This is a genomic window from Pseudomonas sp. TUM22785, from assembly GCF_028198105.1.
In the GTDB taxonomy this organism is placed as follows: domain Bacteria; phylum Pseudomonadota; class Gammaproteobacteria; order Pseudomonadales; family Pseudomonadaceae; genus Metapseudomonas; species Metapseudomonas solani.
Map to the genome: position 1 here is coordinate 5921310 of NZ_CP116239.1, position 14544 is coordinate 5935853.

Annotated in this window: 18 protein-coding genes and 1 tRNA gene; 4 read left to right on the top strand and 15 right to left on the bottom strand. The window is 59.3% G+C overall.

Annotated features, from left to right (window positions below):
- The first annotated feature begins 78 nt into the window (after positions 1-78).
- The 3 genes from PI990_RS26980 to ychF are packed head-to-tail and all read left to right on the top strand — an operon-like array spanning position 79 to position 2446.
- Positions 79-687, top strand: a complete 609-nt coding sequence (locus tag PI990_RS26980) for a 50S ribosomal protein L25/general stress protein Ctc (protein WP_021220433.1) — start codon at positions 79-81, stop codon at positions 685-687.
- A 34-nt stretch (positions 688-721) separates the two neighbouring features.
- Entirely contained in the window at positions 722-1306 is a 585-nt protein-coding gene (gene pth, locus PI990_RS26985) for an aminoacyl-tRNA hydrolase (RefSeq protein WP_031288103.1), read from the top strand.
- Between the two features lie 39 nt (positions 1307-1345).
- Positions 1346-2446, top strand: coding sequence for a redox-regulated ATPase YchF (gene ychF / locus PI990_RS26990; RefSeq protein WP_021220431.1), 1101 nt, complete (start codon positions 1346-1348; stop codon positions 2444-2446).
- A gap of 58 nt (positions 2447-2504) precedes the next feature.
- On the opposite strand, the gene PI990_RS26995 is transcribed toward ychF, so the two are convergent.
- From PI990_RS26995 to PI990_RS27030, 8 genes are all read right to left on the bottom strand, one after another.
- On the bottom strand, positions 2505-2891 hold the full coding sequence (locus PI990_RS26995; protein ID WP_043245635.1) for a carboxymuconolactone decarboxylase family protein: 387 nt from the start codon (positions 2889-2891) through the stop codon (positions 2505-2507).
- On the bottom strand, positions 2881-3294 hold the full coding sequence (locus tag PI990_RS27000; RefSeq protein ID WP_271659013.1) for a MerR family transcriptional regulator: 414 nt from the start codon (positions 3292-3294) through the stop codon (positions 2881-2883). The genes PI990_RS26995 and PI990_RS27000 overlap by 11 nt, the downstream gene beginning before the upstream one ends.
- Positions 3295-3363: 69 nt before the next feature.
- Positions 3364-4704 (bottom strand): dihydroorotase, encoded by a 1341-nt coding sequence (locus PI990_RS27005; protein WP_271659014.1) that lies wholly within the window; start codon positions 4702-4704, stop codon positions 3364-3366.
- A 2-nt stretch (positions 4705-4706) separates the two neighbouring features.
- A complete protein-coding gene (locus tag PI990_RS27010; protein WP_043245640.1) occupies positions 4707-5267 on the bottom strand; it encodes a gamma carbonic anhydrase family protein in 561 nt (186 codons plus the stop codon).
- Complete coding sequence (hisI, locus tag PI990_RS27015) at positions 5264-5695, bottom strand: phosphoribosyl-AMP cyclohydrolase (RefSeq protein WP_271659015.1); 432 nt, start codon at positions 5693-5695, stop codon at positions 5264-5266. Before hisI ends, PI990_RS27010 begins: the two co-directional genes overlap by 4 nt.
- Positions 5692-6561: a metal ABC transporter solute-binding protein, Zn/Mn family gene (locus PI990_RS27020; protein WP_271661364.1), complete on the bottom strand. Its 870-nt coding sequence runs from the start codon at positions 6559-6561 to the stop codon at positions 5692-5694. Before PI990_RS27020 ends, hisI begins: the two co-directional genes overlap by 4 nt.
- Positions 6562-6578: 17 nt before the next feature.
- Positions 6579-7439, bottom strand: coding sequence for a metal ABC transporter permease (locus PI990_RS27025; protein ID WP_271659016.1), 861 nt, complete (start codon positions 7437-7439; stop codon positions 6579-6581).
- Entirely contained in the window at positions 7439-8107 is a 669-nt protein-coding gene (locus PI990_RS27030; RefSeq protein ID WP_271659017.1) for a metal ABC transporter ATP-binding protein, read from the bottom strand. The genes PI990_RS27025 and PI990_RS27030 overlap by 1 nt, the downstream gene beginning before the upstream one ends.
- 218 nt (positions 8108-8325) lie before the next feature.
- On the opposite strand from PI990_RS27030, the gene PI990_RS27035 reads away from it, so the two are divergent.
- Positions 8326-8402 (top strand) — tRNA-Met (locus tag PI990_RS27035).
- Positions 8403-8911: 509 nt separating this feature from the next.
- On the opposite strand, the gene PI990_RS27040 is transcribed toward PI990_RS27035, so the two are convergent.
- From PI990_RS27040 to PI990_RS27070, 7 genes are all read right to left on the bottom strand, one after another.
- Positions 8912-9727 carry an HNH endonuclease gene (locus PI990_RS27040; RefSeq protein ID WP_271659018.1) on the bottom strand — a complete coding sequence of 272 codons (816 nt, stop codon included), beginning with the start codon at positions 9725-9727 and terminating at the stop codon, positions 8912-8914.
- A gap of 44 nt (positions 9728-9771) precedes the next feature.
- Entirely contained in the window at positions 9772-11322 is a 1551-nt protein-coding gene (locus PI990_RS27045; protein ID WP_271659019.1) for an AAA family ATPase, read from the bottom strand.
- Positions 11323-11343: 21 nt separating this feature from the next.
- Entirely contained in the window at positions 11344-11745 is a 402-nt protein-coding gene (locus PI990_RS27050; RefSeq protein WP_271659020.1) for an ASCH domain-containing protein, read from the bottom strand.
- Complete coding sequence (locus PI990_RS27055; RefSeq protein ID WP_271659021.1) at positions 11723-12775, bottom strand: N-acetyltransferase; 1053 nt, start codon at positions 12773-12775, stop codon at positions 11723-11725. The genes PI990_RS27050 and PI990_RS27055 overlap by 23 nt, the downstream gene beginning before the upstream one ends.
- 3 nt (positions 12776-12778) lie before the next feature.
- Complete coding sequence (locus tag PI990_RS27060) at positions 12779-13318, bottom strand: ATP-binding protein (RefSeq protein ID WP_271659022.1); 540 nt, start codon at positions 13316-13318, stop codon at positions 12779-12781.
- A gap of 684 nt (positions 13319-14002) precedes the next feature.
- Positions 14003-14206 carry a hypothetical protein gene (locus PI990_RS27065; protein WP_263151204.1) on the bottom strand — a complete coding sequence of 68 codons (204 nt, stop codon included), beginning with the start codon at positions 14204-14206 and terminating at the stop codon, positions 14003-14005.
- Entirely contained in the window at positions 14199-14471 is a 273-nt protein-coding gene (locus PI990_RS27070) for a DNA-binding protein (RefSeq protein WP_263151205.1), read from the bottom strand. Before PI990_RS27070 ends, PI990_RS27065 begins: the two co-directional genes overlap by 8 nt.
- Positions 14472-14544: the final 73 nt, after the last annotated feature.

Here is a 14544-nt window from a genome sequence, read left to right on the forward strand (position 1 = left end):
GGCGGGGCTTTTTTGCCCAACCGCTCAAGATGCTGGTCGCAAGCACTCGGGGCGGTTTGGTTATTTTGGAGAAACGTAATGACTGATTTTGCCCTGAATGCCGAAGCGCGTTCCGACCTGGGGAAAGGTGCGAGCCGCCGCCTGCGTCGTAATGCCAACCTGGTTCCCGCCGTGATCTACGGTGGCGAGAAAGCCCCGGAATCCGTAAGCCTGCTGGCCAAAGACCTGGCCAAGCTGCTGGAAAACGAAGCTGCCTTCAGCCACGTCCTGTCCCTGAACGTTTCCGGCAAGACCGAAACCGTTCTGATCAAGGCCCTGCAGCGTCACCCGGCCAAAGGCTTCGTACTGCACGCTGACTTCCAGCGCGTCGTTGCCGGCCAGAAACTGACCGCTCACGTGCCCCTGCACTTCCTGAACGAAGCGACCGCCGTTGGCGTGAAGACTGGTGGTGGCGAGATCTCCCACACCATCTCCGAAGTCGAAGTCTCCTGCCTGCCGAAAGACCTGCCGGAGTTCATCGAAGTCGACCTGGCCAAGGTTGAACTGGGCCAAATCGTTCACCTGTCCGACCTCAAGCTGCCGAAAGGCGTCGAGCTGGTCGCACTGGCGCACGGCAACGACCTGGCTGTGGCTAACATCCACGCCTCCCGCGTTGTAAAAGACGAAGCAGAAGGCGCAGCCGAGTAATCACTACTCGCCAGCCTGAGGAAGGGCCCCTGTCGTGACTGCCGTACAACTGATCGTCGGCCTGGGTAATCCAGGCCCTGAATACGACCAGACCCGGCATAACGCAGGGGCCCTTTTCGTTGAGCGCGTGGCAGACAGCCAGCGCGTCAACCTCTCCCTCGACAAGAAGTATTTCGGCCTGGTCGGCAAGTTCAGCCATCAGGGCCGCGACGTTCGCCTGCTCATCCCCACCACCTACATGAACCGCAGCGGCCAGTCCGTAGCGGCGCTCGCCGGTTTCTTCCGCATCCCGGTCGAGGCGATCCTGGTGGCCCACGACGAACTCGACATGCCTCCCGGCGTCGCCAAGCTCAAACTGGGCGGCGGGCACGGCGGGCACAACGGGCTGCGCGACATCATCGCCCAGCTCGGCAATCAGAACGGCTTCCACCGCCTCCGGCTCGGCATCGGCCACCCGGGGCACAGCAGCCTGGTCTCCGGCTTCGTCCTCGGCCGCGCCCCGCGCAGCGAACAGGAAAAGCTCGACTCCAGCATCGACTTCGCCCTCGGCGTGCTGCCGGAAATGCTCGCAGGTGACTGGACCAAAGCGATGCAGAAGCTGCACAGCCAGAAGGCCTGATCACACCTCTTTATCGCCAATCAGCGCGAGGGACATAGCATGGGATTCAATTGCGGCATCGTCGGCCTGCCCAACGTCGGCAAGTCCACCCTGTTCAACGCCCTGACCAAATCCGGCATCGCGGCGGAGAACTTCCCCTTCTGCACCATCGAGCCGAACAGCGGCATCGTGCCGATGCCCGACTCGCGCCTGCAGGCACTGGCCGAGATCGTCAAGCCCGAGCGCGTGCTGCCGACCACCATGGAATTCGTCGACATCGCCGGCCTGGTAGCCGGCGCCTCCAAGGGTGAAGGCCTGGGCAACAAGTTCCTCGCCAACATCCGCGAGACCGACGCCATCGCCCACGTCGTGCGCTGCTTCGAAGACGAGAACGTCATCCACGTCTCCAACAGCGTCGACCCCAAGCGCGACATCGAGATCATCGACCTCGAACTGATCTTCGCCGACCTCGACAGCTGCGAGAAGCAACTGCAGAAGGTCACCCGCAACGCCAAGGGCGGCGACAAGGACGCCCTGGCGCAGAAGGCCCTGCTGGAAAAACTCATCCCCCACTTCAGCGAAGGCAAGCCCGCACGCTCCCTGCTGAAGAACCTGGGCGATGAAGAGAAGCGCATCGTCCGTGGCTTCCACCTGCTCACCAGCAAGCCGGTGATGTACATCGCCAACGTCGCCGAAGACGGCTTCGAGAACAACCCGCACCTCGACGTGGTGAAAGCCATCGCCGAAGAGGAAGGCGCCATCGTGGTACCGGTCTGCAACAAGATCGAAGCCGAGATCGCCGAACTCGACGACGGCGAAGAGAAGGACATGTTCCTCGAAGCCCTCGGCCTCGAAGAGCCGGGCCTCAACCGCGTGATCCGCGCCGGTTACGACCTGCTCAACCTGCAGACCTACTTCACCGCCGGCGTGAAGGAAGTGCGCGCCTGGACCGTGCGCATCGGCGCTACCGCCCCGCAGGCCGCCGCCGTGATCCACACCGACTTCGAAAAAGGCTTCATCCGCGCCGAAGTGGTCGCCTATGACGACTTCATCCAGTTCAAGGGTGAAGCCGGCGCCAAGGAAGCCGGCAAATGGCGCCTGGAAGGCAAGGAATACATCGTCAAGGACGGCGACGTGATGCACTTCCGCTTCAACGTCTAAGCCCTCCCCGCTTCACCCGAAGCCCCCTGCGGACCTGCGCCGCCGGGGGCTTCGTGCTTCAGGCCGCCTCGCCCCGCTGCTCGAACACCTCCCGCGCCACCGCCAGGCCATTCAGCGCGGCCGGAAAGCCCGCGTAGACGGCCATCTGCATGATCGTCTCGATGATCTCCGTGCGGCTGGCGCCGACGTTCAGCGCGCCGTGCACGTGGACCTTCAGTTGCGGGGCAGCGTTGCCCAGGGCAGTCAGTGCCGCCACCACGGCGATCTCCCGGCTCTTCAGGTCCAGCCCCGGGCGGGAATAGATGTCGCCGAAGGGGAACTCCACCAGGTAGCGCGCAAAGTCCGGGGCAATGCCCGCCAGGCTCTCCACCACCCGCTCACCGGCCTCGCCGTCGATCTCCTTCAGTTTCGCCAGCCCACGCTGGTAGCGGCTCTCATCGTTCATGTGCGTTGTCCTTCTCGGTTGATGGCTCCAGCGCCAGGGCCTGCTCGCACGCGCGGTAATGCTCGATCTTCGCGTGCAGCGCATCGGCGGCCTGGCGCATCGCCTCGATCTCGGCCAGGACCTCCGCAAGGTGGCCCTCCAGTATCTGGCGACGCGCCGGCACCGTCGGCTCCCCGGTGCTCCTCAGCGCAGCGAACGCCTGCATCTTGCCGATGGGCATGCGGGTCGTGCGCAAGCGCAGCAGGAACTCGATCCAGGCCATGTCCGAAGCCGCGTAACGCCGCTGCCCACCCGGCGCCCGGCCCACCGGGGCGATGAGCCCGATGCGCTCGTAATAACGCAGGGTATGAGCCGTGAGCCCGGTGCGCCGGGCGACTTCGTCGATGCTGAGATGAGGTTCCATGGGGCGATCCTAGAAGTTCGAGTGCGCTCTAAGTCAACCCTTTGCCGGCGCCGCGTCAAGCACAGCCCCTCAGCGCCGGCGAAAGCGCAGAGGCAGCCCCTGGCAGTCGTCGCCAAAATGCCCCTGGTGCCAGCCCAGTTGGCCCGACACCAGCGTGGTGCGCACCGCGTGGCGGAAGGTGCGGCCCTGGAACGGCGTCCAGCCACATTGCGCGTGGATCGGGTCCGCCTCCACCGGCCGGGGTTCGGCCAGGCGCTCCACCAGCACCAGGTCCGCCCAGTAGCCCTCGCGCAGGTAACCGCGCTGCTCGATGGAGAAGCGCTCCGCCACCGCGTGGCTGGTCTTGTGCACCAGCAGCGTCAGCGGCAGCAGCCCGTCAGCCACCAGCTCCAGCAGCGCCGGCAGGCTGTGCTGCACCAGCGGCAAGCCGGCGGGCGCCTGGGCGTAGGGCCGGGCCTTCTCCTCCCGGGTGTGGGGCGCGTGGTCGCTGCCGATCACGTCCAGACGCCCGTCCAGCAACGCCCGGCGCAGGGCATCGCGGTCGGAGGGCGTCTTGATCGCCGGGTTGCACTTGATCAGGTGGCCCAGGCGCGGGTAGTCGCGGTCATCGAACAGCAGGTGGTGCACGCACACCTCGGCGGTGATGCGCTTGCCCGGCAGCGGCCCGGGGGTGAACAGCTTCAGCTCCCGCGCGGTGGTGATGTGCAGCACATGCAGGTCGGTGTCGAAACGACGGGCCAGCGCCACCGCCCGGCTGGAGGAGCGGTAGCAGGCCTCCGCATCGCGGATCAGCGGGTGCGCCTCGGGCGGGATGGCCTCGCCGTAGTCGGCCGCCCATTGCGCCTCGCGCTCGCGGATGCGCGGCGTGTCTTCGCAATGGGCCAGCAGCAGCGTCGGGCAGTCGCGGAACAACCGCTCCAGGGAGGCCTCGTCGTCCACCAGCAGGTTACCGGTGGAGGCGCCCATGAACACCTTCACCCCCGCCACCCGCTCCGGGTCGAGCCGGGCCACGGTGTCGAGGTTGTCCCGGCTCACACCGAAGTGAAAACCGTAGTTCACCGAGGAACAGGCCGCCGCGCGGCGCTCCTTCGCCACCAGCGCCTCCAGGTCCAGGGTCGGCGGCTGGGTGTTGGGCATGTCCATCACGCTGGTCACGCCCCCGGCCAGCGCCGCGCGGGACTCGCTGAGGAAAGTGCCCTTGTGGGGCGCGCCGGGGTCACGGAAGTGCACCTGGTCATCGATCATCCCCGGCAGCAGGTACTGGCCGTTGGCATCGATCACCCGCACATCCAGGCGGGCGCTGATGCTGCGGTCGATGCGTTCGATACGGCCGTTGTGCACCAGCAGGTCGGCCTCCCACTCGCAGCCTTCATTGACCAGTCTGGCATTGCGGATCAGCAGGTTGTGCATGGCTAGAACTCGTTCTGCAGGGCCTTGTAGCCGCGCACCAGATCGATGTTGGTGCGCGCCACGTCTTCGGAGAATTCGGCGGCGGAGACGCTCACCCGGGGCAGGCTGTCCAGGTCGGTCTTCGGCCCGATGCGCTGGGTGGAGGTCACGTGGAAGCCCGGGGGCAGGTCGCAGCCGTCCACCACCGCGTTGTGCCGTACCACGCAGCCATCGCCCACGGTGCAGTTGAACAGCACGCTGTTGAAGCCGATGAACACCCGATCCCCCACCTGGCAGGGGCCGTGGATGATCGAGCGGTGGGCGATGGAGGTGTGGCTGCCGATAGTGACCGCCGCCCCGGACTTGGAGTGGATCACCACCCCGTCCTGGATGTTGGAGTTGGCACCGATGACGATCGGCTGCATGTCACCGCTCGCGTCCACCTCATCCGCGCGGATCACCGCATAGGGCCCGATGAACACGTTGTCCTGCACGATCACCTTGCCGCAGAGGATGGCGGTCTTGTCCACATAGGCGGACTCGGCGATCACCGGCAGGTGGCCGGAAGGGTTCTTGCGGATCATGGATGGCCTCCCGCAGAGGGTGCCGGCACCGAGCTCATCACCCGCAGCCCGGCACCGGACAATTGGTTGTAGAAGCAGGAGCGACGCCGGGTGTGGCAGGCCGGGCCGGCCTGGTCCACCTGCAGCAGCAGCGCATCGCCGTCGCAATCCAGGTGGGCGCTGACCAGGTGTTGCACGTGCCCGGAGGTGTCCCCCTTGCGCCACAGGCAACGCCGCGAGCGCGACCAGTAGCAGGCCCGCCCCTCCTCCAGGGTGAGCCGCAGGGACTCGGGGTTCATCCACGCAAGCATCAGCACCTCGCCGCTGTCGTACTGCTGCGCCACGGCGGCGATCAGCCCGTCGGCATTCCAGGGGATGGCCGCCATCACCGCCTCCAACGCCCGCCCGGTGCCGGCCGGGCTCCGCTCCAGTTGCAGCCAGAAGCTCATGGCGCCAGCGCCTGCAGCAGCCGCTCGACGTTCTGCCGGTACATGCCCAGGTAAGTGCTGGCCGGGCCCTCGGCCGCCAGCGCATCGGAATACAGCGTGCCGCCCACCCGCGCCCCGGCCTCCTCGGCGATCTGCTTCACCAGCCGCGCATTGCGGATGTTCTCCACGAAGATGGCGCGCACCCCCTCCGCCCGCAGCTGGCGGATCAGCCCCGCCACCTCGGCGGCGGAAGGCTCGGCGGCATCGCTCACGCCCTGGGCCGCGAGGAACTGCAGGCGCCACTCCTGGGCGAAGTAACCGAAGGCATCGTGGCTGGTCAGCACCCGGCGCCGCTCCGGCGGCAGCGCCATCAGGCGCGGGGCGATGCCCTGGCGCAGCGCCCCCAGCCGGCCCAGCCAGGCATCCCGCCGCGCCTCGAAGGCCGCCGCGCGGGCCGGCACCAACTGCGCCAACGCCTGGGTGATGTTGCGTGCGTAGATCTCCGCATTGCCCAGGCTCTGCCAGGCGTGGGGGTCCACCAGGCGCTGGTCGTCCTCCAGCACCGTCATCGGCACCACGCCCTTGCTCGCGTCGATGCGCGTACCGCGCGCCTCGCCGTTGGCCAGCAGGCGCTCCAGCCAGGGCTCGAAGCCCAGCCCGTTGGCGATCACCAGGTCCGCCTCCAGCACCGCACGCACCTGGGCCGGAGCGGGCTCGAAGACGTGGGCATCGGCATCCGCCCCCACCAGGTTGGTGAGCTGGATGTCGTCCCCGCCGATCTCGCGGGTGATGTCCGCCAGGATGCTGAAGGTGGTCACCACCCTCGCCTTCTCCGCAGCGGACAGTGAAACGGGCAAGCACAGCAACAGCACAACGCACAGGCGCATGAACATGCGGGGGCTCCTCAACAGGGCACGGGAAGGGGCGCGCGTCGCAGCAAGCCGTGGACCGGCCCGACGAACACCGAGATCAGGTAGGCGAGCCCCGCCAGCAACACGATGCAGGGGCCGCTGGGCAGGTTGGCGTGGAACGACAGCAACAGCCCCAGCCACACGCAGCTCGCGCCGATGCCCGCCGCCGTCAGCAGCAGCACCGGCAGGCGCCGGCTCCAGAAGCGCGCGGCAGCGGCCGGCAGCATCATCAGCCCCACCACCATCAGCGCGCCGATGGCGTGGAAGCCGGTCACCAGGTTGAGCACCACCAGCGCCAGGAACAGCGCATAGGCCGGCGCCCCGAAGCGGCTCACCCCACGCAGGAACACCGGGTCGAAGCTGTCCCACAGCAGCGGGCGGTAGATCAGCACCAACAGCGCCAGGCTCGTGCCGGCCACCGTCAGCATGCTGCGCAGCGTCTCGCCGTCCACCGCCAGGGCCGAGCCGAATAGCAGGTGCAGCAGGTCGATCCGGCGCCCGGCCAGCCCCAGCAACAGCACACCGCCCGCCAGGGAAATGGGGTAGATGGCCGCCAGGCTCGCATCCTCCCGCAGGCCGGTGCGGCGGGTGATCCACGCCGCCAGCCCCGCCATCCCCAGCCCCGCTACCAGGCCACCGAAGGTCAGCGCCGGCAGGCTCAGGCCGAAGAACCAGAACGCCAGCGCCGCACCGGGCAACACCCCGTGGGAAATGGCATCGCCGATCAGGCTCATGCGCCGCAGCATCAGGAACACCCCGAGCGGCCCCGCGCTGCACGCCAGCGCCACCCCGCCGAGCAGCGCCCGCTGCAAGAAGGCGAACTCCGCAAAGGGTTGCCAGAGCGCCGCGATCATCAGGCCACCCGCTGGCTGGCCGACGCCGGCAGCAGCACGCGGCTGGCGCCATGACGGCAGCCGTCCGCGCGGATCAGCAGGCAGCGCGGCAAGCGCTCGCGCACCGCCTCCAGGTCATGGCAGACCACCAGTTGCGTGCGCCCCTCCCGCTGCCAGCGGGCGATGCGCTGCCAGAGAATCGCCTGGCCCTCCGCGTCCAGCGCGGCGTCGGGCTCGTCCAGCAACAGCAGCGGCGCGTCCATCAGCTCCAGCCGCGCCAGCAAGGCCCGCTGCAACTCCCCGCCGGAAAGCGCCAGCAACGGCTGGTCGGCCAGCGCCTCCAGCTGCCAATCCGCCAGGGCCGCCTCGCAGCGCCGACGCCGCTCCGCCCGGCTCAAGCGGCTGCGCCACAACCCCGCCATCGCCAGCTCCCCCAGGCTGAGGGGGAACTGCCGGTCCAGTGCCTGTTGCTGCTGCAAAAAGCCCACCGCCCCCCGGCCCGCCGCCCCGACGCTCACCCGCCCCGCCAAAGGGCGCTGCAAACCGGCGATCACCCGCAGCAGGCTGCTCTTGCCGCACCCGTTGCGCCCCACCACCGCCGTGAGGCTGCCGGCCGGCAACGCCAGGGAAAGCGGCGGCGCCAACGGCCGCGCAGGCGGCCCCCATTGCAAGGCATCGAACTGAAGCATCGTAAGGTCCAGGGCGTGGGAGAAAGGGCTGTAGGAAAACGCAAATGTTATAAAGTAACAAATCACGCTTCACAACCCATTTCCCCGTGCACGCCCCCTCCCTTTTCCAACCCGAACGCCAACCGGCACCCACCGCTAAGCGGTTGATCGCCCTTCGAAAAATTCTGAAAAGTGGGGTTGACAGAGGCAGGAAGCGAGAGAATAATGCGCGCCACGTTGGCTACGTAGCTCAGCTGGTTAGAGCATAGCATTCATAATGCTGGGGTCCGGGGTTCAAGTCCCTGCGTAGCCACCATACAAAACAAAGGGTTAGCTTCGGCTAACCCTTTGTGCTTTCTGGGGTGTTCATTTCTTGACGCTCCACTGCCCGCCTCCCTGCATCACGCCCTCCCCCTGATTGCTCTCCCCGCAGCGGCCCTCATGCTGCGCCGCCCTTCCCTGGCTTCCCGCGCGGACACACGCCCCCGTCAACAGCACCGCCTGTTGGATCCCGTGGCCACAGGGCCCGGATCGTACGGATGGTGGAAAGGAAGACCTCGCTGGGAAAGCGCTCACGGCAATGACCATCGATGGTCATGAAGAACGCTTCCTCATACACGCCCGCCATGGGCAAGACCACGCCGACGATGTGCTTGCAGCACCAGATCGGTGCCCCACTGTCGTCCCATACCAGTTCCCATAGGCCTCAGGATCCCTCTCCCAGACGTCATAATAACAATCAGGCCCATTCACTATGGCATCAGCAAAAAATAGAGAAACAGACGAGCAAAGAAGGCCTACGGCCTGCCCTCTTCCAAAAATATATTATAAGTACCCAACATCACAGAACCACTGACTTCTCCCCAGCGCCTGATATAAAGCTCTCTTCCATGAATTGGTGTGTAGTCGACTTTCTGAACCTTCCATATTCAATAAATGCTGGCTTCGCTCGGCAGGAGAAGCGCCTGAAAAATAATCAATGAATATTTGACGTATATTAGATAACTCTTCCGCCGCCTCAACCGAAAATCTGGCATTTAAATCAAATGCTTTCAAGTGAGAACGCGCCCTTTCTTTAACTGGTCCGGGCCATACAGCGGGAGGTTCCGCATAGAATGAAACAGTTGCCGGCTTTGTAGCTTGAACCGCGCAAAACAACCACTGAGCCGAGTTAAATCTATTAGCGTCATAGTATGGATGGATAGGCTGACTGCCTTCAGTCGTAGCAACAGCAACCCCCTTCCCCCCCATATTACAATCCCTGCAAGCGGGCACCAAATTTGTAACTAGAATTGATAGCCGCGGAAACTTAGCTTTGGGAAGATAATGATCCAGCGTTGTAACACGGCCAATACCACAGTATGGGCACCTTTCTCCTGGAGCGGCACCTAGCAACTTGTCGTATATACTACGACCTGGCTTACCTTGTCCCGCCAAGTAATTTGAATAAAGCGCCTTGAGCTCAGACTTGGAAACCCTACCGACTACAATTTCATCTTTTCGCTGATTATTTGGAGGAATGGTCCACCAACTGGCGCTCGTCCCATGCACATCATAGGCTCCAGCATCTTGAGTCAGTTCAGCAAGAATTTCGTTGTACCGATTTTGGAGCTCCACATCTCCGACACCTGCAATACACAAGTTAAGAACGTCCTGAAAGAGATCCAATGGTCTGGGAAGCGCCCTCACAGAACATCATCCTCTTGCGCTTTAATCAGAGCTCTAAGCAACGCTTGCCCCTCAAAACCGAGCTGCCCCCCGTACTCTGAAAACACTTCTTGATACCCCTTGCCTTCAGCAATAGATTGCGCAAGAAGGTCATAGAAGCCCGACTTAGCAACCTCCAAACCAAAAACCTCCCGCGTTAAGACACCAACATTTTCCGCAAAAGTCTCTGATTCAGGCCTTTCAGCATACGTCATTAAATTTGAACGTCTAACTTTCCAGACACAAGAACTAGGAACTTCTTGTAAAACAACCGGAGAATGAGTAGCAATGATTGCCACACCATTTCTATCAGTGAGCAAATCGGACATCGCTCGAGTAAATGCAGACAATAAAGGAGGATGAAGGTGGCTTTCAGGCTCGTCCAGTAAAACCAAAGTTTTCTCTTCGACAGTCTCCACTAAGCGTGTAATCGTGAGCAAAACTATAGCGTGCCCAGAACTCATTTTGTTAAACAAGTATTCCGCTCGATTGAAAGCCGAAAAAGCTGGCTCTCTAGCCAAAGCGGGCAGATCCATGCTCTTAAAATTCGAATCTGACTCTAGCCTCTTAATGGCCGCCACCCACTGAGATCTTTTTTTCTCTAGACTAAAACAAACACTTAAGCTCTTTACGAACTCCCGAGAAAGCTCCACCATTGTTTTGAGGCTGTATGAGCCGTCTGGCTTTATAGAAGCAGAGTCTTTAAGACCTATATAGTAATAACAAGTACCTTCAGCCTTATTTATACGATCCGGGGGAGGGATAAACGGGTCAAAAGCGCTGAATGAAACCGAAGCAACACTACTAAAGTAGTCCGAACCGATAGGTCCACCACCACTCCATGGCTCATTGTCAGTAAATACGCCTCCCCCACTTTGAGCATCAGCCCCTTGAACTATCGACCGAATCATTCCATTTAGCAGGGTCGTTTTTCCGACACCATTACGGCCAATTAAAACGTGCATATTTGTAGGAGGCTTCGATCCAGGAATAACCTTGAAGCTCAAATCTGCGCCGCCTATTAAATCTGTAGCCGCTCGCATATAACTAAAATCAAATGGAGTTAGCACAGCTCCACCAGCAATAACCCTGCGATACTGATTATTAATGGCAGACACACTAACGCCACGCGTCAAAGAATCTTTGAATACTCTTTCTTCTTTAGCTATAGAGAATATATTTGTGTCATAGGCAATATCACGCAGACCGATAAGAACCTGCTCAAATAGTTCTGCTGTTAGATTTTTCTGTAAGCTCTCATAGTAGCTAACATCTTGACCTAGAGAAAAATACTTCTCAGGCAGAAAATCAAAAAACGGAGGTAAAGACTCCTCGGTCCAACCGTGCTGCTGATTTACATACCCTATCTTTACGCTTCCAATATCATGCTCTATACCTTGTTCGTCATAGACGGTCAGGTAGAATAATGTTTTAAAACTATAATCATCCCAATTATTAACTCTTAAGCAAGCAGCCATTATTTTGGGACCAGAACCCCCACCCGAATGCTTATAGAAGTTAATATTCATTCATGCTCCGCAAGAATCAAATTACTCTAAAGTCAATTTACATTGTTCCTCGCTAAGATAGCGATAGGATTGTGGCGCGCTTCCACTCGGGACGAATTTATTCAAGGCCAAGGGAGTGCCATATCGGCGAACAACGCTAACCTTTATTGCATGAGCAGTTTCTCGACCCTTGAAATACGAATTAAAGTAACTCTTAGAGATCCCGGAAAATTCGCGTGTTTCAGACCATATAACACTCGGGGAACCAGAAAGCACTTCATCAAAGTCAAACTCGCCTACAACTTTCCCCACTGGCATCGTGGCATATATAACTACAGTTCTTACATCCCTGTTCTTGAATATATTTTTCCGAAATTCATATCGTTTAACACCCTGCAGTATCTTCTCAGCATATTCAGGCTTAATCGACAATAAGACCTTCATGAACCATCCCCCTTTTTGCTACAGCCTTGACATGAGATGAGGGAATCTCAAAAAACCCCCAATACTGCGATCCGTCAGGAAATCCAAGATCTTCGATAAGGACCTGCCGTGTTACTTTTTTCTTGAAAGCCAAATTGTAGGAAAATTTAAAAACGTGAGGATAATTTCCTCTTATCCACAGCTGCTCTAACTCTGAAGCTTTGAAAACGCTATGCGGACCACAATATCGGAAAAATTCTTCTTTGCAAGAGAAAGTAGATATATGACGATATTCTTCTACCACGCCGATAGATGTGGCCACAGACCTATAATAAGCCGGACCTTGGCCGTCACCCGTACGATATATAACAATAACATCTCCGGCGCGCAGACTCTCCATACCACGCATACCTGCCATGTAAATTTTATGGATACTATTGGCCGAAGATATATCCTCAACAATATCCGAGCTTTCATTACTCAACATCGAATCTGGCAGAAGTCGAGTATGCCACTTGGGATCGATGGCAACAACATAACACCTCACACCTCTTAAATTGACCAAGGGATAACTCTGATATTGAGAAATATAATTCGAATTAATATTTTTCACTAAAACCAACTCTGTTCCATTGTGAGTCGTCTTAGTACCCTGCTGCATAAAACCATATTTCTTAAGAAGCTGAATTAGCCCTTCATGCTCCCTGAAAACCGTCACATAAATTTCATCAACATCGGACGAGATTGCATGATCTATTATTTTTTTAATGAATCTCTCACCCATTTTCGTACCATGAGCGTTTATTTTCATCGTCCCCACTTTGAGACGTTTCGCTGCCGGAAGTGGAGGAGAAACGTCATCCACAACACCGTCTTCAACTTTTAAATATAGGAACCCATCTAGGGCTCCATTATTTCTTAAAAAAACGTAAGCTCTTTCATTAGCCTTACGCCTAAACCAATCCACAAATTCTTCATATGAGGATTTAAGCGAATCAAAAAATGGATCATCCAATTTTATATCTTGAAATTTCTTCAGCTCCAGCTCCATGAATTACCACTCCCTTTTGGCAGAATCAAACATAGCAAGTACAGCCCGAGAAAAAATCAAATAGTCAGGCTCAAATAAAATCTCAAGAGCAACGCCAAGGCTACCGCATATGGCCTTTGCACTGTTTCGTTCTTCTTCTATAAAAGATTCTATATCTACTGCACTTCTTGAGGAGTCTCGCCCCGCAAGTCGGCTAGCAATCGTCTCCGGACTCGCCTCTACGAGCACAACACCACGAATCCCTAAGCTCTCAAATACCGGAATTTCAAGATTGACGAACTCTGCTCTTTCGTTGATTAGAACGAAATGTCCGTCCAAAAGAAGTAAACCACCCTTCGAGGTAATACGACGAACAGCTCGACCCAGTGCAACCTGGTTATCGTCGACATTAGCGACTCGTTTATCGACGCTCCAGTCCGCCTGAGCGCGCTCCCGTCGAATCAAGCCACTGGCACTCTCATGAAGGACGGGAAAGGCACCTGCGTACTGCTGGCAAAGGTAGGTTTTTCCAACCCCATGAACACCCGCTACGAAAACCGTCATCACACATCCCTGTATGCCGTATGGTCTTTCGATGCTAATTGGCCAGTACCGCCAACGTAAAGATCCCTACATCACCCTTTTTCTCTGAGTAAATCTGTGACGTTGAGGTTGTAGTGGCCCGATTACCCCCAAACCCACGGGCCATTGGGTCGCGCCGGGGCTACAGGCCCAGGGTTCAAGTCCCTGCGTAGCCTCCATACAAAGCAAGGTTTTAGCGAAAGGTAAGCCCTTTTTTGTTTGCCTCGAGAACGTGGATGTGGCGCGTGAGTGGGCGGTCTGAATGCAGGCGCATCAGGTATACCCCAGCGCTGGCGGATTCGACTGGGAGCCAGAGGGCCGGATTAGTTTTCTGACTTGGTAGCGCACGTCCTGTAGTGACGAGTCGGTAACTCCAGATCCGCGCCGCATGAGGAGAAGCGTCGGTTCATCTCACACCCCAACTGCTGGCCCCCTTCCCTGCCCCACCACCCGACCGGCTTCCGGGCGAAGGTTTCGCGCAGGTAGAGGCCGGCAGGTAGCGCCAAGCCCCAGCGCCCTTGAACATCGACCCAGGGTGCGCGCGCCCTCAGCGTCACGACAGGCACTGCATGCAGTGCTCCCGTGGACGACGGCACAAGCAGGCAAAGCAGGCGCAACTCCCTGCGCCCGCGAAGCTTCCGGACATTGCCTTTCATGAGTCCTCCATCACCCCCGGCCCTGTCGCTGCGCAAATGCATTCAGCCCCAATTGGTCGATTCGTCGCAGCGCCGCGGCTTCATAGGCACCCGTGTCATGCAGCGCATCCACGTAACCGGTGAAGCGCATGAACTGTGCGAACGCACGATCCGGGTCCGCGTAGCGGATGATCCGCAGCAGAATCAGCAACTGGTGGATGGTGGTCTTATTCATTCGCGTAGTCCCCTGCGCTGAAGACCGTCTTGCCCTGTTCCAGGTCGCTGCGAATGCGGTGGAGATTGATCACCCGACGACGCCCGATCTTCACGGTGGGGATCGTTCGGGTCTCGACCCAGCCGCGCACCACGTCCTCGGTGATCTCCTCGATGCCGCACATCTCCGCCAGGACGAGTTGAGTGCAGAACGGCGCACAACGTGCGTCGTTTATTCGTTCAGGCTTTCCATCAGCGCTGAGCCCCACTACGCCAGACTGTTCCATATAAAGCTCCTATAATCGGCTCTATATTTGGACAACCCGTGTATCTAATACACGTCTCAAATACACGCAAACA